Origin of the sequence: Rhodococcus sp. WS3 (genome assembly GCF_003797085.1) — a bacterium.
GTDB classification, from domain to species: domain Bacteria; phylum Actinomycetota; class Actinomycetes; order Mycobacteriales; family Mycobacteriaceae; genus Rhodococcus_F; species Rhodococcus_F globerula.
The window spans coordinates 76,903-103,021 of sequence record NZ_RKMA01000002.1; the positions used below are offsets into that span (position 1 = coordinate 76,903).

The 26,119-nt window shown below is 62.7% G+C and carries 19 protein-coding genes; 11 read left to right on the plus strand and 8 right to left on the minus strand.

Annotation, left to right across the window (positions count from 1 at the left end):
• Nucleotides 1-8 precede the first annotated feature (8 nt).
• The 6 genes from EEB13_RS14560 to EEB13_RS14590 form a co-directional block, all read right to left on the minus strand.
• On the minus strand, nt 9-4,187 hold the full coding sequence (locus EEB13_RS14560; protein WP_141485634.1) for a TIGR02680 family protein: 4,179 nt from the start codon (nt 4,185-4,187) through the stop codon (nt 9-11).
• Nucleotides 4,184-5,614: a DUF2398 family protein gene (locus EEB13_RS14565; RefSeq protein ID WP_033231936.1), complete on the minus strand. Its 1,431-nt coding sequence runs from the start codon at nt 5,612-5,614 to the stop codon at nt 4,184-4,186. The genes EEB13_RS14560 and EEB13_RS14565 overlap by 4 nt, the downstream gene beginning before the upstream one ends.
• On the minus strand, nt 5,611-7,119 hold the full coding sequence (locus EEB13_RS14570) for a TIGR02677 family protein (protein ID WP_141485635.1): 1,509 nt from the start codon (nt 7,117-7,119) through the stop codon (nt 5,611-5,613). The genes EEB13_RS14565 and EEB13_RS14570 overlap by 4 nt, the downstream gene beginning before the upstream one ends.
• A gap of 33 nt (nt 7,120-7,152) precedes the next feature.
• Complete coding sequence (locus EEB13_RS14575; RefSeq protein ID WP_033231937.1) at nt 7,153-8,238, minus strand: helix-turn-helix domain-containing protein; 1,086 nt, start codon at nt 8,236-8,238, stop codon at nt 7,153-7,155.
• Nucleotides 8,239-8,385: 147 nt separating this feature from the next.
• On the minus strand, nt 8,386-9,567 hold the full coding sequence (locus EEB13_RS14585) for an MFS transporter (protein WP_045067837.1): 1,182 nt from the start codon (nt 9,565-9,567) through the stop codon (nt 8,386-8,388).
• Nucleotides 9,564-10,511, minus strand: a complete 948-nt coding sequence (locus EEB13_RS14590; protein WP_033231939.1) for a PAC2 family protein — start codon at nt 10,509-10,511, stop codon at nt 9,564-9,566. The genes EEB13_RS14585 and EEB13_RS14590 overlap by 4 nt, the downstream gene beginning before the upstream one ends.
• 51 nt (nt 10,512-10,562) lie before the next feature.
• On the opposite strand from EEB13_RS14590, the gene metH reads away from it, so the two are divergent.
• The 11 genes from metH to EEB13_RS14645 all read left to right on the plus strand — a co-directional run bounded on the left by metH (nt 10,563) and on the right by EEB13_RS14645 (nt 24,161).
• Complete coding sequence (gene metH, locus EEB13_RS14595; RefSeq protein ID WP_072782539.1) at nt 10,563-14,132, plus strand: methionine synthase; 3,570 nt, start codon at nt 10,563-10,565, stop codon at nt 14,130-14,132.
• Entirely contained in the window at nt 14,125-14,823 is a 699-nt protein-coding gene (locus EEB13_RS14600) for an HAD family hydrolase (protein ID WP_045067835.1), read from the plus strand. The genes metH and EEB13_RS14600 overlap by 8 nt, the downstream gene beginning before the upstream one ends.
• A 15-nt stretch (nt 14,824-14,838) precedes the next feature.
• Nucleotides 14,839-15,699, plus strand: a complete 861-nt coding sequence (locus EEB13_RS14605; protein WP_045067834.1) for a rhodanese-related sulfurtransferase — start codon at nt 14,839-14,841, stop codon at nt 15,697-15,699.
• A gap of 4 nt (nt 15,700-15,703) precedes the next feature.
• On the plus strand, nt 15,704-16,618 hold the full coding sequence (locus EEB13_RS14610; protein ID WP_141485637.1) for a pseudouridine synthase: 915 nt from the start codon (nt 15,704-15,706) through the stop codon (nt 16,616-16,618).
• A gap of 58 nt (nt 16,619-16,676) precedes the next feature.
• The gene (locus tag EEB13_RS14615; RefSeq protein WP_003944933.1) at nt 16,677-16,940 is read left to right on the plus strand and encodes a phosphoribosyl-ATP diphosphatase; all 264 of its coding nucleotides are present in this window, start codon (nt 16,677-16,679) and stop codon (nt 16,938-16,940) included.
• A gap of 72 nt (nt 16,941-17,012) precedes the next feature.
• Complete coding sequence (gene hisG, locus EEB13_RS14620; protein ID WP_033231943.1) at nt 17,013-17,864, plus strand: ATP phosphoribosyltransferase; 852 nt, start codon at nt 17,013-17,015, stop codon at nt 17,862-17,864.
• A 993-nt stretch (nt 17,865-18,857) separates the two neighbouring features.
• A complete protein-coding gene (locus EEB13_RS14625) occupies nt 18,858-19,652 on the plus strand; it encodes an MHYT domain-containing protein (protein ID WP_033231944.1) in 795 nt (264 codons plus the stop codon).
• A 340-nt stretch (nt 19,653-19,992) separates the two neighbouring features.
• Nucleotides 19,993-22,800 carry an ATP-binding protein gene (locus EEB13_RS14630; protein WP_261984554.1) on the plus strand — a complete coding sequence of 936 codons (2,808 nt, stop codon included), beginning with the start codon at nt 19,993-19,995 and terminating at the stop codon, nt 22,798-22,800.
• Nucleotides 22,797-23,213: a roadblock/LC7 domain-containing protein gene (locus tag EEB13_RS14635; protein ID WP_033231946.1), complete on the plus strand. Its 417-nt coding sequence runs from the start codon at nt 22,797-22,799 to the stop codon at nt 23,211-23,213. The genes EEB13_RS14630 and EEB13_RS14635 overlap by 4 nt, the downstream gene beginning before the upstream one ends.
• 5 nt (nt 23,214-23,218) lie before the next feature.
• The gene (locus EEB13_RS14640; RefSeq protein ID WP_033231947.1) at nt 23,219-23,593 is read left to right on the plus strand and encodes a DUF742 domain-containing protein; all 375 of its coding nucleotides are present in this window, start codon (nt 23,219-23,221) and stop codon (nt 23,591-23,593) included.
• Nucleotides 23,574-24,161 (plus strand): GTP-binding protein, encoded by a 588-nt coding sequence (locus tag EEB13_RS14645; RefSeq protein ID WP_033231948.1) that lies wholly within the window; start codon nt 23,574-23,576, stop codon nt 24,159-24,161. The genes EEB13_RS14640 and EEB13_RS14645 overlap by 20 nt, the downstream gene beginning before the upstream one ends.
• Before the next feature lie 208 nt (nt 24,162-24,369).
• On the opposite strand, the gene EEB13_RS14650 is transcribed toward EEB13_RS14645, so the two are convergent.
• On the minus strand, nt 24,370-25,179 hold the full coding sequence (locus tag EEB13_RS14650) for a thioesterase family protein (protein WP_141485638.1): 810 nt from the start codon (nt 25,177-25,179) through the stop codon (nt 24,370-24,372).
• On the minus strand, nt 25,179-26,069 hold the full coding sequence (locus EEB13_RS14655; RefSeq protein WP_187328561.1) for a RecB family exonuclease: 891 nt from the start codon (nt 26,067-26,069) through the stop codon (nt 25,179-25,181). The genes EEB13_RS14650 and EEB13_RS14655 overlap by 1 nt, the downstream gene beginning before the upstream one ends.
• Nucleotides 26,070-26,119: the final 50 nt, after the last annotated feature.

A 26,119-nucleotide genomic window follows, 5' to 3' on the forward strand; every position in this document is an offset into this window, starting at 1 on the left:
GCACAGTGCTAGGCGTAGTCGAGCGCACCTTCGGCCGGGGTGGGCACCCTACGGCGCAGCGGAGATCCGAGCGCTCTGGCCAAGTCCGTTCCGTCGTGTTCGGCGAGCAGTTCACCGTTCGACCACACCAGTAGCGCGGCGCTGACGGCTTGCTCGGCCGTCGAGTGAGCCAGGTCGTAGTGTGCGCACCCGGGGACGTCGGCGTACGTGATCCAGAGGTCGTATCCCGTCATGAAGAGGTCGAGGTCGAACTGGACGCTCAATCCCAACAACTCGCTTCGACCGTTGTCGTCGACGCCGGCAAATGCCTCGTCGAGTGCAAGTAGCCGCGGCGCATGCGGATCGGCCGAATCGAGCATGACGTGCGCTGCCGCGAAGAGTGGCAGATGCAGCGACACCGACTGCTCGCCGCCGGACAGCGCGCTGTGCCGAGCGACGGTGAGTCGATCTTCCTTGCCTTCGCCGCTGATGAGGGTGAAGGAGAAGAACCGCCACTGCCGGTAGTCGAGTGCCGACGACAGGATTTCCGGGTACGACCGCTCGGGATGTGCCGCCCGGGCAGTGCGAATCTGCGTCGCAAAATGTGCGCGCAGTGTCGCCAACTCGTCCACGCCCAGCGCCGACGCGTCTCGATCGAGCAGTTTGGAGATGGCGCGGGAGCTGTCGTCGAGGTTGTCGGCCAGAACCCAGTGGACGCCGATGGTGTTGCCCGACGACATGTGCCGCTCGCGCATCTCGGTGCCCATCTGCGCGATGAGTTCGCGGGCGTCGACCGTACGCTCGTGGATCTGTTGGGCCAGACCGGTGAGCAGTGCGTCTTCGAGAATGCGACGCTCGGATTCGGTGAGCAGCTGCTCCTGATCTCCGCGCGCTTCGTGGATGCGGGTTGCGAACTCGCCGATCGAGGAGTGTCCCTGCTCGTCCTGCACGCGGACGACGGTGAGCCCGTCCGGTGCGTCCCACTGCAGGCGGTAATCCTGGCCGGCGGCAGCAAGTTGGGCGTCGAATTCCTGCAGCGCGGACGTCAGGGCCGTGCGGGTTGCCTTGCGCGCACCGTCGGTGACGCGAACCGTCGAGGTCGCCGCGTCGAGTGCCCGGTACAGCTTGTCCACGTCTTCGGGCAGTACCGGCGGGTGCGGGGCGTCGTCGGTGCGGTCCTCGTTCTGGATCCGGTAGACGAGTTGATCGGGGCTCATCCACGCCGCGGAACTCGCGGGCCAACTCAGCGGTTCGGTGATGCCGAGCAGCTCGAGCAGATCGGGTCGCGCGTACGGCGCGAGTTGCTCTGCGTCGCTGCGCGTTTCGGTGAGGGTGTGTCGCAAGGTCTCGACGGCGGTGTTGTAAGCGCCCTCCGCGGTGCCGATGTGGAGTACGGCCGCGTCGTAGGCCTTACGGGCGGCGCGTTGGTCGACTTTGCATTCCTCGATCTTGGCGCGCGCCTTGGCGAGGTCGAGATCGATTTGCTCGGCACTCGCGCCGAGGGTGTCGCGCAGGGTTTCCAGGCGTTGGACTTGCTGGAGCAGGCTCTCCTCCGCGATGGCCGCTTCTTCGGCAAATTCCTCGGCGTTGGTGCGTGATTCGTCGAGCCGGTCGATCGATTCGCGTTCGAGTTCCACCTCTTTGGCGTACTCGCGCCGGCATCGCAGGGCGACGTCGCCTTGCTTCTCGAAGTGACGGATCGCCGCCGCCAACGAGTCGAGTTCCCGGCCGGCGTGCGGGGTGCGATGCGTCGACGCCGTCGAGCGCAACTGCTTTTCCTTGGCCGCGAGATCCGCTATCGCCGCGTCGAGTTCACGCTGCGCGCTGTCTGTTGCTTCGGACCGTGTGCGCAGAGCGCCCGCCGATTCGGCGACGGCTTTGAGCGCGCGCAGAATCGAGCCGGTCTTGGGGAGTTCCTTTGCGGCCGCGGCAAGTTGAGCCAACTGCTCGTTTGTGTGCGCCACGAGTGCTGTGCCGGTGTCGATTGCCGTGGCAAGTTCGTCGAGGGCAACGTCGATTTCGGCGATCCGGGCAGCGCGACGACGCGCGCGGGCCGTCGTACCGATGTACTCGGCGTCGGTCTTGACGTGCCGTCCGTGGACAACACCCTGCCAGAATCGGCCGTCGACGCCGATAGCAACTGCGGCGGTGGTGGTGGTGTCCGCGTTCTCGACCAGGCTGATCGAGGCGAGAATTCCCCTGACCTGTGCGTCGGGGACGTCGGAGTTGCCCTCGACCTCGAGAACATCGGCGAGGGTGCGTCCCTTGGGCCGCTGCTTTGTCGGGAGTGCTGTGAGGAATTGCTCGCTGACGAAGTCAGGCAGCTGCTCGCCTGGCACTACCCAGCCGTCCAACATATTTGCCGCTTGTAGTGCGGATTCGATTCCCGTGGCCACGTCGGGTTCGACAGACTCGGCGAACCGAACAAGGCTCCAGAAGGGCGCACCTGGCAGGTCCTTGCGGCTGTCGGTGCGGGCGTGGAATGCGGGCGGAGCATCGTCGTGCTCGGCCGAGACGGCCTTGCGTTCGGCTTTCAGTGCGGTGACTGAGGCGCGGGCGGCTGAGATTTCCGCTTCCGCACTGCGTCGACGCTCCCGCAAGGCTTCGATTCCGGCCTCGGTGTGCTCGGCGAGTACGGCAGCCAGCGTTGGAGCGTCTTCGTCACCGACTGCCGACAGAGCACCGTCCAGTGCCTCGAACAGTGAGGTATCGGCGCCGGCAGCGGCGTAGCGCTCCGAATGCCCGGTCCACCACGAGCGAAGGCCGGTCGCACATTCACTGCGAGCCAATTCGACGGCGGCTTCGCCCTCGAGGACCGCAGCCTTGGCTGATTCCAGCAGCTCTTGGCCACGACGCGACGAATTCTCGGCGCGGGTCCGCTCGGTGGTGGCTTTCTCCACGGTGGCGAGGGCGGCGCGCACAACACGAACGTCTCCGTCGCGCTCTTCGGCGTGGCCACGCACGGCAGCGGTGATCTGATCGCTGCGGGAACCGTCCGGCAGCGGTGTCCAGCCGATACCGGCGTCTTCGGCGGCGACGCGCAGTTCGTCCTCGGCCCGCGAGAGCGCTTCGGCACCGCGGCGTACCGACGCGGTGGCCTTTTCGGCTTCGTCGCCGCGCTGCGCCAATGTTGCCTGCGCCTTGCGGGACTTGTCGGCCTGCTGCTCGGTGGACAGTTTCAGAGTTGCGACGGCCTGCGCGAGGTCGTCGAGCTGCTGCTTGCCTTCGTACGCGCTCGAGCGTTGCAGCGCTTCGACATTGGCGCGGGCGTGATCGAGTGCCTGTTCGGCGGCATTGAACCGTTCTTCGGCTGCTGTGCGCGCTTCTCGGCTCCGCAGCTGGGCAACAGCCGATTCGTCCATGGCGGCAACACCTTTGGTGACCGCGGCCAGGCGGGCCCCGACCTGTTCGATCTCGCCCCGCGACTGCTGGCGCAGATACTTGGTGTAGACGCCGATGAAAGTCTGGGCCGCGCCGTCGGCAGCGGCCAGCCCCTCGAGCGCGCGGCCCACTTCTTCCATGTCGCTGAACGAGCGGGCAGCTTCGAGCACCAGTTGATCGTCGAGGGGGCGCAGTCCGTCGGTGAGTGCCTGCGAAAGACCCTTGGGGTCAAGGTTCTTCGCGAGCTGCGGCCGGCGCAGCGTCAGGATCAGGTTGATCAGCTGGTCGTAACGCTGCACGCCGAGGCCGAACATGCGCGCGTCGATGGCGGTGCGGTAGTCGAGGGGACGGTCCGTGATCGCGTCACTGCCCAGTTGCTCGGCCAACTGCTTCTTTGTCAGCGGGCGATCGTCGGCGCCGATCAGCGAGAAGTCGACACCAACTCGGCCGTCGGCGACGAAGTACCAGCGTGTGACCTTGTCGTTGGTTCGGCTCGCACGCATGCCGATGCCGACGGTGACGGCTTCGGGGTCGTCGAGTGAGCCGCGGCAGAACTCCATCCACACATAGGAGTGTGCGGTGTCCTGCCCGCGATAGAGCAGGTTCGACTTCATGGTGCGTTCTTCGCCGGCAAACGGATTGAGGCGACGCGGTTCGATGCGGCCGTCGAAGACAAACGGGAACAGCACCTCGAGTGCCTTGGTCTTGCCGGATCCGTTGGGTCCGCGCAGGACCAGGCGGCCGTCGGCGAAGGAGAATTCCTGGTCGCGGTAATCCCAGAGGTTGATGATGCCGGCCCGGGTAGGTCGGAAACGGGCGCTGTTCATGCGTTTTCTACCTCTGGTTCTTCTGTGCTGCCGGAAAATTCGGAACTGGGCTCGGGTGCGGAGTTGTCGACCGCAAAGTCGATGAGGGGATCGCGTTCGCGGACATTGACCACAACGTCGCGGTAGCGCGCGAGTACGGGCAGAACGAGCACTCCGCCGGGTACCGCGTGTGTCAGGCGCAGTCGCTGCAGCAGGCCGAGTGACTGTTTACGCAGTCCGTTGTGGTCCGCCTGCCACTGCGCCGCAAACGTTCGGCCGAACTGATCCACCAATTCGGTGATCTTGTCAGCCAGCCACGTGTCGTCGATCAGGGGATATGTCGCCGGTTCCTCGGGATCGGCAGGCTCTGCAGCAGGTTCGACAGGCTCGGCATCCTCGTCGGCAAGATCCTCGAAGATTCCGGCCTCGGGGATCGCCGCATCGAGTTGCTCGATGAGGTGGTCGTCGGACTCGGGAGGAAGCGGGAGTTTCGGCAGTTCCGGCGCGTCGACGTCGAGTATCCGATCGGCGATTTCGCCGGCCAGCAGCAGTGCGACCTGGGCGATCGTGCCGGTGCTGGGAAAACGCACGTCAGACAGGCGCCCGGTGGGGTCGATCATCGCGATTCCCTCGGCCCGGCGCTCGGCAACGAGTCCGGTCAACATTTCGACGTCGGATGCGGTCTTGGGTTGGGCCAACGCGATCAGTTCATGCTGATCGAGTTCACCGGCCAACACCACTGGGCGTTCGACGAGAGCCCGACGCACTCGCCGCCCGATTGCCTTGGCGTCCACGGGAACCCCGTCTTCCTCAGCCGCCTGGGATGTTTCGGCAGCGAGGAGTCCGCGAATGGAATGCAGGTGCTGCAGCGCGCGCGGTGGGCGGAACAGTGCCACGACGACGGATCGGTCGATGTCGTAGAGCGCTTCTCCCGCTTCGGGATTGGATGCCCAGCCGTTGGCGTCACCGTCGGCGAGTGCGATGGCGCCGCGCACACCGAGCCAGCCGACGGCGTCGACAAACGCGTCGCGATCGGCGCCGCGATCGGTGGACAGTTCGACGCCGTCCACCTGTGCGGCGTCGGCGGCCACGTGATCTGCCAACTCCGACAACGTGATCTGGTTGCCGGCGCGGCCCAAGGCGGCGAGGCACAGGGCCAGGTACGAATAGCGGGTGCGGTCGAACGTGCGCTCGGTTGCCGTCTGGGCGGGTGCCGACGGGTTGAGGCGATCGGAGACCGTGAACAACCGAGCCGTTGTCTCGGTGACCTCGAGGCGGTAACCGAAGAGGTCGAGGAGGTCATCTCGCAGTTCGGTGGCCCACCGGCGTAGCAGTGGCAACGCCGCCCGATCCGGATACGACGTGGTGACCAGGTGATTCGACAGGATGACCCTTGCCGCGCGTTGATACGAATCGAGCGCAAGGGGAGTGATCTCGCGAGCTCTCATCGAACGCTGACCTCGATGCCGTCGAGGTGCATCCGGCCACGTGCGGTGGTGATGGTGGTGGAACCGTCCGACGGGCTCAGCGTCAATTTCACCCCGTTCTCGCTACCGGTGGAACTCTTGACGCGGCCGACGACCGGCACGCGGGCCGTGAGTGCGGCATTGAGCAAACTCAGCAAAACTTCGGTCTCCTGCTCGTTGAGCTCACGTTGATACACACCGTTGGTGGCCAGGGATTGTGCTGCGGCACTGCGGGTTCGCTGCGCCGCGAGCTGTTCTTCGCGCAGCCGTCGGATACTTCCGTCGTTGCGGGCGACCTTGCTGGGCAAGCCGGGCGACGGTGGGCGCCCTGTTTCCGCCAGGGTGCGGGCGATCTCGACGGGCGGTGCCTCCCACCAGGATCGGTGGTGCGAGATGATGTCGGCGTCCGGGTGGACCATCGACAGGTGGCGCGGGCGACCGAGGTCGAACACGGCCTGGAACAGTGCATGAGCCGCGTCTTCGGACGGTGTGGCGGCAAACCACCCCGCGAGATGGCGCAGCTGACTTTCGCGGCTGACCCCGCCTCGACGGGTTTCCGTGACGCGGCGCAACAGAGCAAGCACTGCGGCAATCGCGCTCATCGTTCCTTCGCGCAGTCGCTCGGACTCACTGATTCCGGTCTCGGCGGAGACGAACCACGCGGTCAAGCCGCGCCAGCGGGCCATCCAGTCGTCTTCGCGTTCGCCGATCGGAACGAACACTCGCTCGTCGCTTGCGGCGGCGAGCCGGATCATCCGGTCGACACCCGTCGATTCGACGTGCTCGATGGCTTCCTTGAGTTTCGGGGCGTACCGCGCGAGGTCGGAGCTGAATTCGCGCATGTGTGTCAGCAGGGCGTCCTTGTGGTTCAGGAATGCCTGCGGCGTGACTTCCGTCGTCCGAACCAGATCGCCGAGCGTGAGATAGAAGTGCGCGGCTCGATCGGCCATGTCGGACAGTGTCGAGTCGAGGCGTTTGAGTTTGCGGAAGATGAGGTCGCCGTCTGCCGTTCGATTGGCTTCGGCCAGTTCCGACATGTCGGCCAGAAGGTCCGCCAGCGCCAGTCGTGAGAGGGACGAATTGTCGAGCCTGGCGGCAAGAACGTCCTCGACGGACCGGTACACCTGATACCCGGCCTGGCCGAACTGGTACACAAAATGGCGGTTCCGATACTCGGCCAACGACGCGGCGCGTGTGCCGTCGTAGCTGCGTTCGAGAATCTCCCACACGTGCAACTGGTCCAGCAGAGGCGCAATCTCGGTCGACGACAGCTGAGCGGCGGGATCCGAGCCACCGATCTTCTCGAGGATCTGAGCGACCGTCCCCGCATGGAGCAGGACTGTGTAATTGGCGCGGGCGTGGTCGAATGCGCGAAGTACCCACAGGTACTCGGCGCGCTTCTCGGCGACCGTGAACGAAAACAATTTCAGTCGATGGGTATCCGCGTACGCCGTCGCTACGCCCGCGATATGCGTTTCATTCACCATGACAGCGTAGGCGAGAGTGTCGTCCGAATTTCCCTACGGTCGATCCTTGGCTGGGGAGGCGGCGCGTCGCCACTGCGATTCGTTCTCGATCATCCAGCCCATCAGGTGATCGGCCGCTGCTTCGTCGGCATCCGGACCGACGAGAAGATCGGCGTAGGCCTGACTCGGAGACACGATCCGGATGCCGTCGCGGGTGAGAATTCGGTCGAACACCGACGGCGACAGGGGAGCGGTGACCCACACATCGGCACCGGTCTCGACGCGCCGTAGGCCCAACGCGTCGGCAAATTGGTCGACGTTGTCGGCGTGGAAATGAGCCCGCTGAGTGGGCGCATACCGGGCGAACGGCGCGGCAGCGACGGATGCCGTTGCCGCATAGATGTGTCCGCTGAGTTGGCGGAGCTGATCGAAGAGCGCTTCAAGTCCGTCTGGAGCGTGAAAGCCGTGCGGTGTGGGTGCTTTGGCGATGGATTCCTGTGCCCACTCCCGGAGCATTTTCTGCCAGTTGGCGTCGGCGATGCCGCCGCGGGGGAGTCTGGTCACCAATTCCCGATCCGCGAGGGTTTGCACTACTCGATACGTTGCGCCCGTTGATGCCCCGGCCAAACGGACCAGAGCGGTGATCGCCAGGGGTGGAGCAAAATCTGCGAGCGCCCGCACGACCCGCGCCGACGGATCGCCGGCCAGTTGGCCCGACGGCCGGCCGGGGCCGCGCCACGGATCGGCGTCGGCGCCCCTGCCTCGCACCCAGACGGCAGGGCGATCGGCGGTGAGTGAGACGTTGCCCGTCGCATCGGCGTAGGAGAGTGCATGGGCGTCGAGTTGGCGGCGCACCGGTTCGGATAGATATTTGGCGCAGACGAACCCGGTTTGCCCGGTGGGGAAGCGGTCGGCGATACCGGGAACGTCGCTGCTGAGAACTCCATGTGCGGCGTAGACGCCGAACTTCGCGACCGACCCGTCAGGGGAGCGCAGGTCGAGGCGAATGGGTGCTTCGGACAGATCGGGGGAGCGTTGCGTCGACAGTGACCAGGTGGCGGGCAGATTTTCTTCGATGATCGCGACGGATCGCCGAAAAATGTCGATGGGGCGCTCGGGTTCCGACTCGGATTCGCTCATTGTTCCATTGTATCAATATCTGTCGCTGACGGAAACACCAAATTTTCCGAATATTTGTCGTCAGTTCTATCCGAACCAACGACCTCAATTCACCAAGTCGCCGCACTTCAGCAACCCAAAGGATCAGAAAATCATCGACGGAGGGGGCTAAGCCTCCGCGGTATTCGACGGTTTCTGCCGAGGCATGATCAGCGGAGCCACAACAGCAAGTAGAGCGGCGGGTATCAGGAAACTTGCGATGGACGAGGCGTCGTAGATCGGGGTGAGAGCGAGGGGAGCGAGTGCCGCGCCGCCGAAGCGCATTGCCTGGACGACGGATACCGCGCCGCCGCGATTCGGACCCTGCGAGCCGAGCACCGCCGCGTTGACGCCGACGAGTACGAACTGGCTGGACACACCGGCAATAAACCAGGCGATCGCAATCGCCGGGATAGCGGACGCGAGTCCTACGACTGCAACGAGTACAGCGCCGCTGATTGCGCCGATGGTCACTGCCTTCCGGGCGCCGATGCGGTCGATCAGGATTCCCGCTCGTCGGGCGGCGATAATGCCGGCCAAACCGAACAGCGTCAGCATCAGACCGCGGGCTGTGGGCGAGAGACCGAACTCGTCCTCGAACCGGAATGCCAGGAGGAAGCTCAGACCGCCGAGTGCGCCCCAACCAAGGAGGGCGGCAACGCCGATCCGCAGCACTTCCGGACGCAGTGCGTCACGGAGTCTGGCGGGCGCGGCAGACGGAGGCGCCGTGGTTTTGGGTAACCCGACGGCGCCCAGAACTCCAGCTACAACCGCGATGACGAGAAATGCGAGGCGCCAATCGAATTCGGCTGCGAGGCCGCCGATCAGGGGAGCGGACGACTGGCCGGCGGCCTGAAACGCACCGAAGGCGCCCAGCGCGCGGCCGAGTCGGGCCTGTGGCGTCGCTGCTGCCAATGATGCAAGCAAGAGGGGAGTTGTGAAGGCATTGGCGCTACCTTGCAGGACCCGGGCTGCAAGGAAGATGTCCAGCGTCGGAGCCAGGAAACATGCCAACGACGCGGCCACATACACGCCATACGCGATGCGGACGGTCCGCACTTTGCCCCACCGGGAGCCGAGAGTTCCCGACACCAACATCAATGCCGCAAAAGGCAGAAGGTACGCAGTGAGCGACGACGCGGCCGCGGACGCCCCGACCCCCAGGTCGTCGCCGATCTCGGGGAGAACGGACGCCACCACGCCGCCGCCGAACGGGCCGAGAAACCCGCCGGCGTACAGCGCGATCAACTGGAGGCGAAGGCGAAGCGGTCTGGGGTTGTGCGTGTTTTCGTCGGGAGAAGTGTTGCTCACAGCCCGAAGCTACCGGGGCCTCGCCGCCGCAGGTAACGCTCGAATTCGGCAGCGATCGCATCGCCGTCGATCTTGGCGATTGCTTCTGTGATGTCTGTCTCAGCGTCGCCGCGCTCTTCCAAAGTCCGTACGTATTCGCCGATCTCCTCGTCGTCTGCAGTCATTTCGTTGACCGCTTCTTCCCAGTCCTCGGATTGAGAGGGGAGTTCGCCCAGGGGAACCTCGATGTCGAGAACGTCTTCGACGCGCTGCAGCAGTGCCACCGTGGCTTTGGGGTTGGGCGGCTGAGACACGTAGTGCGGCACCGCTGCCCAGAACGAGATGGCTGGTACGCCGGCCCGGACGCACTCGTCCTGAAGAACTCCGGTGATACCGGTGGGGCCTTCGTAGCGAGTCTGCTCGAGGTTGAATCGAGCTGCGGATTCGCTGCTGTATGCGGTTCCGGTCACCGGTACCGGACGGGTGTGCGGGGTGTCTGCGAGAAGTGCTCCGAGGATGACCACCGTCTTGACGTTCAGTTGGTCGATCAGCTCGAGGAGATCCTCGCAGAAGCTGCGCCAACGCATGTTCGGCTCGATACCGTGAAGCAGAACGATGTCGCTCTCGCTGCCAGGCGGTGAGCAGACGGACAAACGTGTGGCAGGCCACACGATTTCTCGGGTGACGCCGTCGACCTGCCGTACGGTCGGGCGGTTGACCTGATAGTCGTAGTAGTCCTCCGAATCGAGTTCCGCGAGCGGTTGGGCATCCCAGATCAGTTCGAGGTGCTCGACGGCGCCGCTGGCGGCGTCACCTGCGTCGTTCCAGCCTTCGAAGGCTGCCACGAGAATGGGATCGCGGAGCACGGGGATATCGCCTTGGGGGCGATCAGGGCTCTCGAAGGCCGCGGAATCATCGAAATCGACCGGGCCGTCGGGAGTGACGGGGAACTCACTTGGACTCACCCACCCAGCCTACGGCCAGAGCATCGGAGAGCGCCCACTACTCTGGACGGCATGTCTGCCCCATTTAACTCTGCCCTGCTTGATGCGTTGAATCAGCGCGTTGTCATCGGCGACGGAGCGATGGGCACCATGTTGCAGGCCGCGGACCTCACACTAGATGATTTCCTCGGACTCGAGGGGTGCAATGAGATCCTCAACGACACCCGCCCCGACGTGCTCAAAGACATCCACCGCGCGTACTTTGCCGCCGGTGCCGATGCTGTCGAGACCAACACTTTCGGGTGCAACCTGCCCAACCTCGCCGACTACGACATCTCGCATCGAATCCGTGAGCTTTCCGAGAAGGGCACTGCCCTCGCTCGTGAGGTAGCTGACGAGATGGGGCCGGGCCGCGACGGTATGGCCCGCTTTGTTCTCGGCTCGATGGGCCCGGGAACCAAGCTGCCCAGCCTGGGCCACGCCCCGTTTGCCATCCTGCGTGACGCGTACACCGAATCCGCCCTCGGCATGATCGAAGGCGGCGCCGACGCCATCCTCGTCGAGACCTGCCAGGACCTCCTTCAGGTCAAGGCTGCGATTCTCGGCAGTCAGCGGGCGATGGAACAGTTGGGCTTGCGGATTCCGATCATCACGCACGTGACGGTCGAGACCACCGGAACCATGCTCCTCGGCAGCGAGATCGGTGCCGCGTTGACGGCACTCGAGCCGCTCGGCATCGACATGATCGGACTCAACTGCGCAACCGGTCCGGCAGAGATGAGCGAGCACCTTCGCCATCTGTCCAAGTACTCGACGCTGCCGGTCTCCGTCATGCCGAACGCCGGCTTGCCGCAGCTCGGCCCCAATGGTGCCGAGTACCCGCTGACCGCAGACGAATTGGCCGAAGCCCTCAGCGGATTCGTCTCCGAATTCGGTCTCGGCATGGTGGGTGGCTGCTGCGGAACCACCCCAGACCACATCAGGGCAGTTGCCGACGCGGTTCGCCTCGTGGAGAAGGCGCAGCGCACCCCGATTCACGAGGCCAGCACGTCGTCGTTGTACTCGGCTGTCCCGTTCGAACAGGACGCCAGCATCCTGATGATCGGTGAGCGCACGAACTCCAACGGCTCCAAGGCTTTCCGTGAAGCAATGCTGTCCGAGGATTACCAGAAGTGCCTGGACATCGCGAAGGATCAGACTCGCGACGGCGCGCACATGCTCGACCTCAACGTCGACTACGTGGGCCGCGACGGCGCTGCCGACATGTCCGCACTCGCCAGCCGGTTGGCAACGGCGTCGACGCTGCCGATCATGCTCGACTCCACCGAACCTGCAGTTCTGCAGGCCGGACTCGAGCACCTCGGTGGACGTTGTGCCGTCAACTCCGTCAACTACGAGGACGGCGCCGGTCCCGAGTCTCGTTTCCACAAGATCATGACGCTGGTCAAGGAGCACGGCGCTGCCGTTGTCGCGTTGACCATCGACGAGGAGGGCCAGGCGCGCACGGCCGAGACCAAGGTCGCGATCGCCAAGCGCCTGATCGAGGACATCACAGGCAACTGGGGTCTCGCAGAGTCCGACATCATCGTCGACGCTCTCACCTTCCCGATCTCCACCGGTCAGGAAGAAGTGCGCCGCGACGGCATCGAGACCATCGAAGCGATCCGTCAGCTCAAGGCCGCGTACCCGGAACTGCACTTCACACTGGGTATTTCCAATATTTCCTTCGGCTTGAACCCCGCCGCTCGGCAGGTGCTCAACTCGGTGTTCCTGCACGAATGCACCGAGGCCGGCCTCGACACCGCGATCGTGCACGCCTCCAAGATCCTGCCGATGGCACGGATCCCGGAAGAACAGCGTGTGACCGCACTCGACCTGGTTTACGACCGTCGCAGCGAAGGGTACGACCCCCTGCAGAAGTTGATGGAACTGTTCGAGGGTGTCTCGGCAGCGTCGGCCCGTGAGTCACGCGCTCAGGAACTTGCCGGTCTGCCATTGTTCGATCGCCTCGAGCGTCGCATCGTCGACGGCGAGCGCAACGGCCTCGACGACGATCTCACCGAAGCGATGACGGTCAAGTCCCCGATCGAAATCATCAACGAGACACTGCTTTCGGGTATGAAAACCGTCGGTGAACTGTTCGGTTCCGGACAGATGCAGTTGCCGTTCGTTCTGCAGTCCGCTGAAGTCATGAAGGCGGCAGTTGCGTTCCTCGAGCCCCACATGGAAGCGACGGACGACGACGGCAAGGGCCGCCTCGTCATTGCGACGGTCAAGGGCGACGTCCACGATATCGGCAAGAACCTTGTCGACATCATCTTGAGTAACAACGGTTACGACGTCGTGAACCTCGGCATCAAGCAGCCCATCGCGACCATTCTCGATGCTGCGATCGAGCACAAGGCCGATGTCATCGGCATGTCCGGACTGCTCGTGAAGTCGACAGTGGTCATGAAGGACAACCTCAAGGAACTGAACTCTCGCGGTGTCTCGGAACAGTTCCCGGTGTTGCTGGGCGGTGCGGCGCTGACGCGTTCGTACGTCGAGAACGACCTTCAAGAGGTGTACGACGGAACCGTGAGTTACGCACGCGACGCTTTCGAGGGTCTGAATCTGATGGATCAGATCATGACCGAAAAGCGTGGCGGCGGACCCGCGCCGGACAGCCCTGAGGCGATCGCCGCGCGCGAGAAGGTTGCCGAGCGGAAGGCTCGTCATGAGCGTTCCAAGCGGATCGCCGAAAAGCGTAAGGCCGAAGCAGCTCCCGTCGTTCTGCCGGAACGGTCCGATGTTGCAGTCGACATCCCTGTCCCGGCCCCGCCGTTCTGGGGCAGCCGCATCGTCAAGGGCGTGGCACTGTCCGAGTACGCCGGTCTGCTCGACGAGCGCGCACTGTTCCTGGGGCAGTGGGGACTTCGTGGTCAGCGTAAGGGCGACGGTCCGACGTACGAAGAGTTGGTCGAAACCGAAGGCAAGCCGCGATTGCGGTACTGGCTGGACCGGTTGACGGCCGAGGGCATTCTCGCGCACGCCGCCGTGGTCTACGGCTACTTCCCGGCCGTGTCCGAGGGTGACGACGTCATCGTGCTCACCGAGCCGAAACCGGATGCGCCGGAACGATTCCGGTTCACCTACCCGCGTCAGCACCGGGACCGTTTCCTGTGCATCGCGGACTTCGTGCGCTCGCGTAAGGAAGCAGAAGCGACCGGTCAGGTGGACGTTCTCCCGTTCCAGTTGGTCACCATGGGGCAGCCGATCGCGGACTTCGCCAACGAGCTGTTCGCGTCGAATTCGTACCGTGACTACCTCGAAGTTCACGGCATCGGTGTTCAGCTGACGGAATCACTTGCCGAGTACTGGCATCGCCGGGTCCGTGAAGAACTGGTTCTGCCTGGCGGTCATTCGGTTGCCGAGCAGGATCCCACCGACGTGTCCGGCTACTTCGACCTCGAATACCGCGGCGCGCGTTACTCCTTCGGATACGGGGCCTGCCCGGATCTCGAGGACCGCGCCAAGTTGGTCGCGTTGCTCGAGCCGGAGCGCATCGGCGTTCACCTCTCGGAGGAACTGCAGTTGCATCCGGAACAGTCCACCGACGCATTTGTCCTGCACCACCCGGAAGCCAAGTACTTCAATGTCTGAGTTGTTGACCGAGGTATCCGAGACGACGCTTGGTGGTGTCCTGTGGGACATGGACGGCACCTTGCTCGATTCGGAGAAGTTGTGGGACGTTGCGCTGCGTGAGCTGTCGCTGCGCCTGGGCGGGCCGATGACGGAGGCGACGCGCGTTGCCGTCATCGGCGCGTCGAGCCCGTTTGCCCTGGCAACGGTGTTCGATTCGCTGGGGCTCGAGCAGCACCCGGAGGCAGTCGCCGAGGCCAAGGACTGGATGTACGCCCGCGTCGGCGATCTGTTCGAGGACGGTGTGACCTGGCGTCCCGGCGCGCAGGATGCACTGGCGATTGTTCGCGACGGGGGACTTCTCTCGGCTCTGGTCACCAATACCGAGCGGGTACTGGTCGATCGCGCACTCGGGATGCTCGGACGAGAGTTCTTCGACCACAGCGTCTGCGGCGACGAGGTAGCCAACGGCAAGCCTGCCGCGGATCCGTATCTGAGGGGTGCTGCGCTTCTCGGTTTGGAACCGTCACAGTGTCTGGCGATCGAGGATTCGCCGACAGGCACGGCTGCGGCCACCGCTGCGGGCTGCGGCGTGCTTGTTGTTCCCTGTGAAGTCGATGTTCCGGCGGGGCCGGGACGTATCTTCCGGGAGTCGTTGACGGACTTGTCGATTCATGATCTCCACGACGTTCATGCGCGTGCGGCACGTTAGGCTGGTGTAGCAAAAGTGTCCATTCCGAAAATTGTTCTGTTCTACCAGTTCACGCCGTTGGCCGATCCCGAAGCGATCAGGTTGTGGCAGCACAGCCTCGCCGAGTCGAACAATCTGACCGGCCGAATCCTGATCTCGCAGCACGGAATCAACGCGACGGTGGGCGGCGATATCGAGGACGTCAAGCGATACGTCCGCGGCACCCGCGGGTACGAACCGTTCCGCATGGCCGACATCAAGTGGTCGGACGGACTCGGCAACGATTTCCCGCGCCTGTCCGTCAAGGTGCGCAGCGAAATCGTGACTTTCGGTGCGCCTGACGAACTCGAGGTCGATGCCAAAGGTGTGGTGGGCGGCGGCGTCCACCTGGCGCCGAAGGAACTGCACGAACTGGTCGACAACCGCGGTGACGACGTTGTCTTCTTCGACGGCCGTAATGCCTTCGAGGCCGAAATCGGACGCTTCCGCGACGCCGTTGTTCCGGACGTGACGACAACACGGGACTTTGTCAGCGAACTCGACAGCGGCAAGTACGACCACCTCAAGGACAAGGCAGTGGTCACCTATTGCACTGGGGGAGTGCGCTGCGAAGTGTTGTCGTCGTTGATGCGCTCACGCGGTTTCGGTGAGGTGTACCAACTCGACGGCGGGATCGTGCGTTACGGCGAGACGTTCGGCGACAAGGGCCTGTGGGACGGATCGTTGTACGTCTTCGACAAGCGGATGAACATCGAATTCTCGCCCGAGGCAAAGGTTCTCGGTGTGTGTGTCGACTGTGGAACGCCGACGCCACGTTTCCGCAACAGAATCGACGGCGACGGACGCACCCTCGAATTGCTGTGCGAGAGTTGCTCACCCGATCTCGAACAGGTCTAGAGGCGTGCCAAAGGCTCCGCTGCCGATCCGAGACGGGCTCGGGCCGGATCGGTTGCGGATGCCCCGGACGTCCGACGCGCGTACCGTCCTCGAGTTTCTGGTCGGTGAGTTTCCCGGCGAGCACGAGCTGTGGAACGCCCTCGTCGCTGCTGGTGACGTCGTCGACGAGCACGGGCGGATCATTTCGAGCGAGACTCCGTATCAGCCCACCCGCTTCGTCTACTTCTACCGCGAACCACCACCCGAAATCCCGGTCCCGCACGAGATCGAGATCCTGTACCGCGACGAGCAGATCCTGGTCATCGACAAACCGCACTTCCTCGCGACCATCCCGCGCGGCGCGCACATCGTCGAAAGCGCGGTCGTCCGTCTACGTCGTGACCTTCATCTCCCTGATCTGGCGCCGGTACATCGACTGGACCGCATGACCGCCGGTGTCATCGTGTTTACCGTGACTCCGGACCTGCGACGGCCTTATCAGGAACTCTTCGCGGAGCAGAAGATCGTCAAGGAGTACGAAGCTATAGCGGGATTCGATCCGGAATTGACGTTTCCACGCATCGTCCGTAGCCGGATCAACAAGGTGCACGGGGAGATGACCGCCACCGAAGTCGAGGGCGAACCGAACAGTGAAACCCGAGTCGAGTTGGTCGAGCTACTCACTGATTCTGCTGGTAGCACGCTCGGTCGATACCGGCTGTTCCCGAAAACCGGGCGCACCCACCAACTACGACTGCATCTGAACTCGATGGGCATTCCCATCCTCGGTGACAACTACTACCCGCACTACCGTCCGGCGGTACCTGGTGACTTCTCCACACCGTTGCGACTCCTCGCCCGGGCACTGGAATACCCGGACCCGATCACCGGCCACACTCGCCGGTTCGTCAGCACACGCGCTCTCGATCAGGGCTTGTGACGGGCCAGCCTGTAGGCCTGTGAAAATCCGTTCCGCACTCGTGAAAGAATAGCTACCTGTGAAGACCTTCGAATCCTTGTTCGCCGAGTTGACCGAGCGTGCTGCTACCCGTCCCGAGGGGTCCGGCACCGTCGCCGCCCTCGATGCCGGTGTTCACGCACAGGGCAAAAAGGTCATCGAGGAAGCCGGTGAAGTGTGGATCGCTGCGGAGTACCAGAGCGATGAGCAGCTAGCCGAAGAAATTTCTCAGCTCTTGTACTGGACTCAGGTGTTGATGGTCGGCCGCGGGCTGACCCTCGAAGACGTGTACCGACATCTGTGAAGAGGATCTGACCCGACAATTCCGGTTCCCTTTTCCCACGTCTGACCACACCTTCCGAAAGGACGTTCACTGATGTTGCGCGTCGCAGTTCCCAACAAGGGTTCGCTGTCCGAGTCCGCCGCCGAAATCCTCAGCGAAGCGGGCTACCGTCGTCGCACGGATTCCCGCGACCTCACGGTTCTGGACCCCTCCAACCAGGTCGAGTTCTTCTTCCTGCGCCCCAAGGACATTGCCATCTACGTCGGATCGGGTGAACTCGATCTGGGCATCACCGGTCGTGACCTCGCCGGAGATTCCGGCGCACCGGTTTCGGAGCGTTTGGCGCTCGGTTTCGGTCGCTCGTCCTTCCGTTACGCCGCACCTGCCGGCAAGGACTGGACCGTCGAAGATCTTGCCGGCCTCCGTATTGCGACGTCGTACCCGAACCTGGTTCGCAGTGACCTCGCCGCTCGCGGCATCGACGCTTCCGTCATCCGCCTCGACGGCGCCGTGGAGATCTCGATCCAGCTCGGTGTCGCCGACGCCATCGCCGACGTGGTCGGTTCCGGCCGCACTCTGCGTCAGCACAACCTTGTTGCCTTCGGCGATTCTCTGTGCGACTCGGAAGGTGTCCTGATCGAGCGCACCGGCGCCCCGCAGGACGACGCGGCCCGTAACCAGTTGATCGAGCGGGTTCGCGGAATCGTGTTCGCTCAGCAGAACCTGATGATCGACTACGACTGCCCGCGCGGCATTCTCGACGAAGCAATCAAGATGACGCCGGGCATGGAATCTCCGACTCTGTCTCCGCTGGCCGATCCGGAATGGGTCGCCGTGCGCGCCATGGTTCCCATCAAGGGACACAACCAGGTAATGGATGCTCTCGCTGAACTTGGCGCCCGGGCCATTCTTGCGTCCAACATTCGTTCGGTACGCGCGTTCTGATCAGTTAGTTCTCGTGTATTCGCGCCCGTTCCGGAACATCGGGAACGGGCGCGAATCTGTATCGCCTGGACGCATACCGCCCTCGTCTGTAGTGCCTGTGTGTGTCAGGTCATTCAACGCAGCAAACTGAGAGCGTCCATCTTGTCTACGAGAATGGTCTTACAACAAGCATGCAGTGCGTTGTCGCGTCGCGCGGCCGGGCGACGGGTCTTGTCGCCATTGGACGTATCCAACTCGACCCGCAATCCTAGGCTTGCGATGTGGAGCAGGCGGTAACGCCACTCGAATCCGGAGGTCGCCGAGAGTCTGCATCGCCCACTGTTCGAGACTTGACGTGTTGCCGGGTCGATCGGTGGCTGTCTAACGGCCATCCGGTCTGTAGTCACGGCCACCCAGTGCCGGATGTGACCAATCGGACCAATGATCGGCATCGAATCGCTCTGGGGCTGAACGCAATTCAAGATCTTGATGGAAGGGTTGAGAAGCAAGGATCGAATTGGCCAATGTCATGTTCGAGCGCCCGATAGATGTGGTGGGCGTGTGGACGCAGTCTCTATCGTGGTCATCCCCAATTCTCTTCCGTCGTTTGAATTAGCCGCACCATCATGGCGGCGGTCGTTATCACAAATGGTCGTTGCTCTTCGTTTCAGTTGAGCAGAATCGGGCGTGAGTAATAGCCTTCGGACGATTCGATATACCTGCAGAAATTGGAATTCGATAGCCACAACAGAATGTGGTGCCAATCACACTGAAGCATTCGAGCATTGAGTCCACGAGTAGCGGGCGAATTCGCCGCAATTTGTCCGCGTGGGCTCGAAGTCGTTACGAAGCGGCATCGGTATTGCTCGTTTCTTCGAAAATCGTTTATCGAATCAGTACATCGTGATTGTCCTGCACGCTGCGCCTCGTCTGGTAGTGGTACTGCTGCCACCTGAAATCTCTGTGAGAGAGTGCATCAATTGAAAGTGTCAACAACAATCCTAAGGATCTGGCATGTCGGATGAAATGCACCACTTCTCGATGGGAATCTGGCTGCTCGCACTCGCCTTCGTTGTTTCCGTCGCCGGATCGGTTATCGGCTTGGCGTGCACGCGTCATTCCATGAATGCCACGACCCGCGAATCGCGGATGCGCTGGTTGTTCATGGCTGCACTGTCGATCGGTGGTGTCGCCATATGGTTGATGCACTTCATCGCGATGCTCGGGTTCTCCGTGCCGGGAAGCCCCATTCGATACAGCCTGATGTGGACAGTGGTCTCGGCACTGATTTCCGTGACCGCGGTTTTCGTCGGATTGGTGATCATCGGCACCGAGTTCCGGTTGAGTCGACTCCTCGCCGGTGGCCTCGTCATGGGCGTCGCGGTCAATGTCATGCACTACACAGGTATGCGCGCCTTGCGCTTTCAGGGCGAGATCCACTACGACGTGTACTTTGTCGCACTCTCGCTCCTGATTGCCGTCGTTGCCGGCACCGTTGCGTTGTGGTTCACGATGATTGTGGAATCCACGGTGCTGCGTTTATTCGCCGGCGTGATCATGGGCGTTGCAGTAGTCAGCATGCATTACACGGGAATGGCCGCTGTAGAAGTTGTTCACGATCCGTCGGCAACTACTCCCGAGGGTCTCGAGGTGTTCTCGTTCCTGTTTCCCGTCTTCGTGCTCGGTCTCTTGGCACTGGCTATTCCGATTGTGGCAGTCTTGACCGCTCCGGATCCTGTGACCGCACATATGGATTCCGCGGCCGATGAATTGGCATCGGAAGCGCGGGAATTTGCAGTGAGAGACTGAACCGAAGGATTCAGGTCAGGGCCTCGCCGAACAGATTTTCGGATGTGACTTTTCGGGCCTCATCCATCTTTAGTCGGGCGGTGCTGACATGAGGTTGATTTCAATCTCAATGTCGGCGTCGCCCGCTGATCCCTATCGTCGTGCCTTGAAAATGGACATAAAACCTACATAGCAGACAAAAAATCTGGACAATAGGGACTATCGGCGCAATGCGATAAAGATCATTCTGTTACCGTTCAATCGCTTTCCTTCGATTGCACGTAGTCGAAGGAGCTCGGGCGATTCCCTGATCGGGGGGTTGACAGACTTTAATAGCAGACGCGAAGAGGCATTGGTCCGCATGAAACACGATGCACACACAACCTCGTGGTGGTCGATCGGCGAATGGCGCCTAGGTTGGAAGGTTGTCGCCGTCTTTGCAGTTCCGATGCTCGTTGCCATCCTGCTCGGCGCACTTCGGATCCAGGGCGAGCTTTCCACTGCTGCAAAACTGACGTCGTCCTCGGAACGCGTGCTTGCTTCCCCCGCGGCTCTCCGGCTCGAAGAGGCGCTCGACGACCTTGCAGTCGCGTCCTCCTCCGGCACCGAACTCGAGACCGCCACGGCAGCAACGACAGCGGCCATGGCAGAGTTCGCCGCGGCCGGTCGAATGTTCCACACTGACGGGGCAATCGGTGACCAGGTCACCCGCGCTCTGGAGAACAGCCAGTCGATCATCGACGAAGTTTCCGCCGGCGCAGTCGCACCCGCTCGACTGGTCACCCGCGTCAACGAAGCATCCATCGACATCTGGACCATATTCGCCGACATCATGCGCGATTCCCCGCAGCCGGTCATGCGTCAGAGTGGAGGCGAGTTCTCTGCCTTGTGGTCAGCTCGTCGAGCATTCGCCGACCAGCGCATTCTGTTCGGTTCCGGGCGCCTCGATCAGCAAGCTCGAACCGCTTTGGTTGGCGTTGCGGGCGCAGAACTCGCGGCCCTGCGCGGTGTAGTGCTCCCGCGCGATGAATCGGAGAGCTCTCTGAATACCGTCGCCGCTGTGAGCGCACTTCGCGCGTCCGCACAGGGGCGCGTCGACGAAATCGGTGCCACAGCATCGACGTCCCCGCTGAGCAGCCAGATCGACGTCGGGCTGCAGACAAGTCGTGATCATTACGACACGTTGGCCAACGCGGCATCAAGCAAGTTCGCCGCGACAGTGGGCACCGAAGCCAACTCAGCCCGATCCGCCGCCCTTCGAGACACCGCGCTCGTTCTCGGCGCTGTCCTCGCAGCCCTTGTTCTCGCGCTCATCATCAGCCGCTCGCTGGTCGAACCCATCCGACGCCTGCGATTCGCCGCTCTCCACGCAGCGCGACGGGGACTACCCGAGGCGATCGAAAGAATCCGCGCCGGCGAGAAGGTAAGCGACCTCGAAGTACCTCGAGTACCTGTTGACACCCACGAGGAAATCGGCCAACTCGCACGCGCTGTAGACGACATGCACGGGCAGGCCATCACTTTGGCCGGCGAGCAGGCAACACTCCGTCGCCAGGTCAACGACATGTTCGAAACGCTCTCCCGCCGCAACAAGTCCCTCGTCGAACAGCAACTCGGTCTCATCGAGCAACTTGAACAAGACGAAGACGACCCGAATCGCCTCGAGAATCTCTTTCGTCTCGACCACATTGCCGCCCGAATGCGACGCAACAGCGACAATCTCCTGATCCTGTCCGGCACCGAAGGGCGACGCGTACGAACCGCACCGATCGCTCTTGCCGACGCTCTACGCGCTTCGGTTTCCGGAGTCGAAGACTATCTGCGTGTCGAACTCGGACAGATTCTGTCTGCTGTTGTCAGTGGCCAGGCCAGTGCAGATGTCGTGCACCTCATCACCGAACTCCTCGATAATGCTCTGCGCTACTCGCCGCCCGAAACAACGGTGACGATCGACGCCGCACGCACGAACGACGGTTCCGTGCTGGTGGAGATTGCCGATCTCGGTATCGGAATGTCGTCGGCCGAACTACTCGATGCCAATAGGCGCCTGTCTTCGGGAGGCGAGATGAGCCCAGATACCGCCCGCCACATGGGACTTTTTGTCATCAGTCGTATCAGCCGTCGATACAATATTTCAGTGCGTCTACGCCCGTCGGGCAGCACATCCGAACACAGTGGCATTACCGCCATGGTTCACTTGCCGGTGGCACTGCTCGACGCACCACGCGACAATGTGGTTCGAACGCCGATGGCGCCGCGTGTTGCTCCGGTCCGCGCAGCTTCGCCGGTGCCTGTCGATCGCCCCGAAAGTCCGGCGGCCGATGTACCGGCAGTATCAGCGAGCGGGCTGCCGCAGCGCCAACCTCGAAACAGTCAACCTCGAAACAGTCAACCTCGAAACATCGGTGCGGTCACCTTGCCGCCACCTGTTTCAGGCGCTCCCGCTGCAGTCGTTTCACAGCCGCACGCCAGTGCGCTTCCCGCGGGGAATACGCTTCCTCGCCGCACTCCAGGGAACAGTGGGGTACCCGGCATTGGTAGCACCCTCGCCACCGAACCGGCAGCTACAACGCCAGCCGACCCGGAAACTACTGCCACTCAACCGGATACCAGCGTGTCCGCCGCCCGAGAACCTGCGCCGAGGCACCTGTTCGGCGCCCCCAATCCGACCAACACGGCGGCGTTCTTCTCCTCCCGCCCGCGCGATTCGACACCGTCGCGTGTGGGTGTATTCGGCGCGGATGCTCCCGACGCTACCTCCGAGACTCCACCGATTGCATCCCCGATCTTTGCCCGGATGGTGTCCGAGTGGCTGGTCGATCCCACAGACGACAACTCCAGTGCCGCAAGCGGAATCATCTGGACAACCGAAGCAGACGAGGGTTGGGTTGCTGCCCGCGCGTCAACGGACATGCCCGTCACCAGGATCTCCGATTCGGGTCTCCCGATGAGGGACCGCGGTGCGCGGTTGGTTCCCGGAACGGTTGGAACCACTACTGCCACTTTCCGTTCCGGATCCCACCGTAAGAGCACCGAGCCGGAGAACATCAGACGGGGATGGAGCGACTACCAATCCGGCGTCAGCCGCGGACGGCGGCACGCTAACAGTGAGAACACCACATCCCTGCACTCGACCACGCATGTGCAGGAAGACGAAGGAGAACAGTGAGTACTGTCGGAGCCCCAGAAACTCCTCGCGCACTCGACTGGTTGGTGTCGGGTTTCGCCCGAGACGTGCCGGGAGTGAGCCACGCGATCATCGTCTCGGCCGACGGATTGTTGAGTGCAGCGAGCACCCACCTTCCGCTCGATCGAGCTGATCAATTGGCCGCTGTGACTTCGGGACTCGCCAGCCTCTCCGCCGGTGCATCACGGTTGTTCGACGGCGGTGCCGTTCTGCAATCGGTGGTCGAGATGGAGAACGGGTACCTCCTCCTCATGGGCGTCGGTAGCGGCGCCTACCTCGCTGCACTTGCCGTTGCGGGATGCGACATCGGTCAGATCGGTTACGAAATGGCAACCCTGGTCGATCGCGTCGGAACAACCATGGACATCGCTCCCAGATCAGGTCGGGATATGTGAACTCGATGCCACATCATCACTCCGAGCACGTTGATCCTGAACCGAGTCTCGTTCGACCGTACGCACTCACCGAAGGCAGGACGAAGCCGTCCATCGACCTTCCGCTCGAAGCGATCGTCGCAACGGTAGAGGATGCCATCGCAAAAAGCCTTGCACCCGAGGATATTCGCGCGTCGATTGTCGCTCTCTGCGGGCAGCGAATCTCGATCGCGGAAATCGGGGCATACCTCGGGGTTCCGATCGGGGTGGCTCGGGTCCTGGTCGCAGATCTTGTTGTTGCCGGGGCATTGGAAGTGCAAGCCACTCTGCGAAGCGATGCGACTGCGGTCGAACGCCTCGACCTGATCGAAAGGACCCTCCGTGGACTTCGGGCACTCTGACGCGCCATCTCGCGTCACATCGACAAAAATAGTAGTTGCCGGAGGATTCGGCGTCGGAAAGACCACGCTTGTCGGGACGGTCTCCGAAATCGTCCCCCTGCGCACGGAAGCGATGGTGACCGACGCCAGTGACGGCATCGACCACCTCGGCGCGACACCGAACAAGGACACCACAACAGTCGCAATGGATTTCGGCCGCATTACGCTGGCCGACGACCTGGTTCTCTATCTGTTCGGCACACCGGGCCAGCGGCGATTCTGGTTCATGTGGGACGACCTGATCACCGGCGCTATCGGAGCAGTCATCCTCATCGACACGCGCCGTCTCGAAGACAGCTTTGCTGCTGTCGACTTCTTCGAAGCCCGCGGCTTGCCGTTCATCGTGGCAGTCAACCGTTTCGACGGAGCCCCGATTCACTCGGCACACGATCTTCGTCAGGCGCTGGCGTTATCCGACCAAATCCCCATGATCGAGATTGACGCCCGCGACCGCGCGTCCGCGGTGCAGGCATTGATCACCGTCACTGAATACTCGCTCGCACGTCTTGCTGCCACTGCGCCCGCTTAACTTTGCGCTATCGCTCCCGAACGGAGTGACCGGCGTCAGAGGTTACTGACCAGTTGGTTACCACATCGCAATGTTTACATGTATGATCGATGTGTAAGTGTCGATGTTGCAGTTGGCGTTTTGCCGGCGTCGTCGGTCCCCTAATTTGTGTGGCCGTCGAAGTCGACCGGCGTTGATAGTCGACGCGCTGCTGTCTCGCTTGCGGCAATCAGGAGCGGGCTCGAATCTGCAAGGTCTGGGCGATGCGCCCGACTGCACCCTGCTCGTCGTAGAGCACTCCGGCGCACATTCCGACGCCATCGGGTCCGGTGGTGGTTTCCGCGGAAACCCCGACCCATTCGCCCTCGGGAACCCGGAAGATGTGCACCGTCAGATCGGTGTTCAGGAACGTCCAGTGCGCGGGGTCGAGTTTCGCTCCGACGCCGTTGGAGATGTCGGCAATCGCAAACAGCCTCTCCAGGGCTGTCATCTCTTCACCCTCGACCAATACGGGCTTCGGCCGTGCCCACACCTTTCCTGTTCCCTCGCAACCAATTTCGGCAATCCACGACCAATCGAGCGTCTCGAGATAGCCGATGTTCCACATGCCACCCAGAACACCCGGCGTGCCGGTTTCGCGCGGTTCCAGCGGTGGATCGACCACGTGGAGAACGTCGGTGGTGTCTGTGGTTTCCATGCGCCACGCCGTACCACGTGCCACGGCCCGTGACGATCCGTCGGGCGCGGTTGCCCACAATTCGGCGACGATCAATTCGATTCTGCGACCGGGTCGTTCGATCCACGAGCGAACCTCGATGTCCGCGATCGGGATCGGCCCGAGAATCTCCACGACCACCCGAGTCAGGCGAGTTCCCTCGCGGGCGCCACAACGCTCGAGTGCACGCACCAACAGTGCCGACGGGGGAGCGCCGTGTTGGAGCGTCGGACCCCAGATACTGACCGTTGCCTGCGTAGTCGCGAAGCGTTCGTGGCCTTCCGCGGTAGTGCCCAAGAACTGGTAGTACGAAGTGTCTGCCATTACGTATTCTCCTTTGCCGCAACAACTTCTGCGTCCCGCAAGTCCGGCCACCCAGGGTACGGCGGCGGTGTGCCGCCGAACGAGGGGCACAAGGCCTTGTGATCGCACCAGTCGCACAGTTTGCCAGGTTTGGGTCGGAAGTCTCCCGTGGCACCTGCCGCCAGGATTGCCTTCCAGATAGCGGACAATGTCCGCTCGAAACGCACCAGTTCGTCGTGATCCGGGGTGTACGTGAGGATCGATCCCGACGCCAGATAGATCAGCTTGAGTTGAGCGGGCACGATATTACGGGTGTGCAGTAGGACCAGTGCGTAGAACTTCATCTGGAACAGCGCTTTGGACTCCGTGAATTCTCGCGGGGCCTTGCCGGTCTTGTAATCGACGACGCGCACTTCGCCGGTGGGGGCGACGTCGATGCGATCGACAAATCCGCGAAGTCGAACGCCGTTCTCGAGTTCGGTCTCGACGTACACCTCGCAGGCTTGTGCGTCGAACCGCGTCGGATCCTCGAGGCTGTAATACGTCTGAACCAGCTTGCCCACTTCGGAGAGAAAACCGTCGAGGTCCTCGTCGGGAATCAACTCGGCCGCGTCGGGGGAGTCGGTGCTCACCCGCTCCCAAGCGGGGCGAACCAACTCCGCAGCTCGATCCGGAACCCGTTGACCGGTGGGTAGCGCAAACAACGCTTCCAGGGCAGCATGGACAACAGTGCCTCTGACCTGTGCTCTTGTCGGTGTTTCCGGGATTCGATCGATGGCTCTGAACCGATAGAGCAGCGGACACTGTTTGTAGTCACCCGCACGAGAAGGCGACAGCGCCGGCCGACTACGCGGACGATCGTGTGATGTTCCACCCGCTAAGGAGGGGGCTGGCAGTTCTACAGAGCTCACACCTGGCAGGCTAGACGCTTGGCCCGACAACTCCGTCGGGGCCGGTGGCG

Excerpts from the sequence above, each read along its gene's own strand:
- EEB13_RS14560 (WP_141485634.1), bottom strand. The coding sequence starts at position 4,187 with ATGAACAGCGCCCGTTTCCGACCTACCCGGGCCGGCATCATCAACCTC.
- EEB13_RS14565 (WP_033231936.1), bottom strand. The coding sequence starts at position 5,614 with ATGAGAGCTCGCGAGATCACTCCCCTTGCGCTCGATTCGTATCAACGC.
- EEB13_RS14570 (WP_141485635.1), bottom strand. The coding sequence starts at position 7,119 with ATGGTGAATGAAACGCATATCGCGGGCGTAGCGACGGCGTACGCGGAT.
- EEB13_RS14575 (WP_033231937.1), bottom strand. The coding sequence starts at position 8,238 with ATGAGCGAATCCGAGTCGGAACCCGAGCGCCCCATCGACATTTTTCGG.
- metH (WP_072782539.1), top strand. The coding sequence starts at position 10,563 with ATGTCTGCCCCATTTAACTCTGCCCTGCTTGATGCGTTGAATCAGCGC.
- EEB13_RS14600 (WP_045067835.1), top strand. The coding sequence starts at position 14,125 with ATGTCTGAGTTGTTGACCGAGGTATCCGAGACGACGCTTGGTGGTGTC.
- hisG (WP_033231943.1), top strand. The coding sequence starts at position 17,013 with ATGTTGCGCGTCGCAGTTCCCAACAAGGGTTCGCTGTCCGAGTCCGCC.
- EEB13_RS14625 (WP_033231944.1), top strand. The coding sequence starts at position 18,858 with ATGTCGGATGAAATGCACCACTTCTCGATGGGAATCTGGCTGCTCGCA.
- EEB13_RS14630 (WP_261984554.1), top strand. The coding sequence starts at position 19,993 with ATGAAACACGATGCACACACAACCTCGTGGTGGTCGATCGGCGAATGG.
- EEB13_RS14640 (WP_033231947.1), top strand. The coding sequence starts at position 23,219 with ATGCCACATCATCACTCCGAGCACGTTGATCCTGAACCGAGTCTCGTT.
- EEB13_RS14650 (WP_141485638.1), bottom strand. The coding sequence starts at position 25,179 with ATGGCAGACACTTCGTACTACCAGTTCTTGGGCACTACCGCGGAAGGC.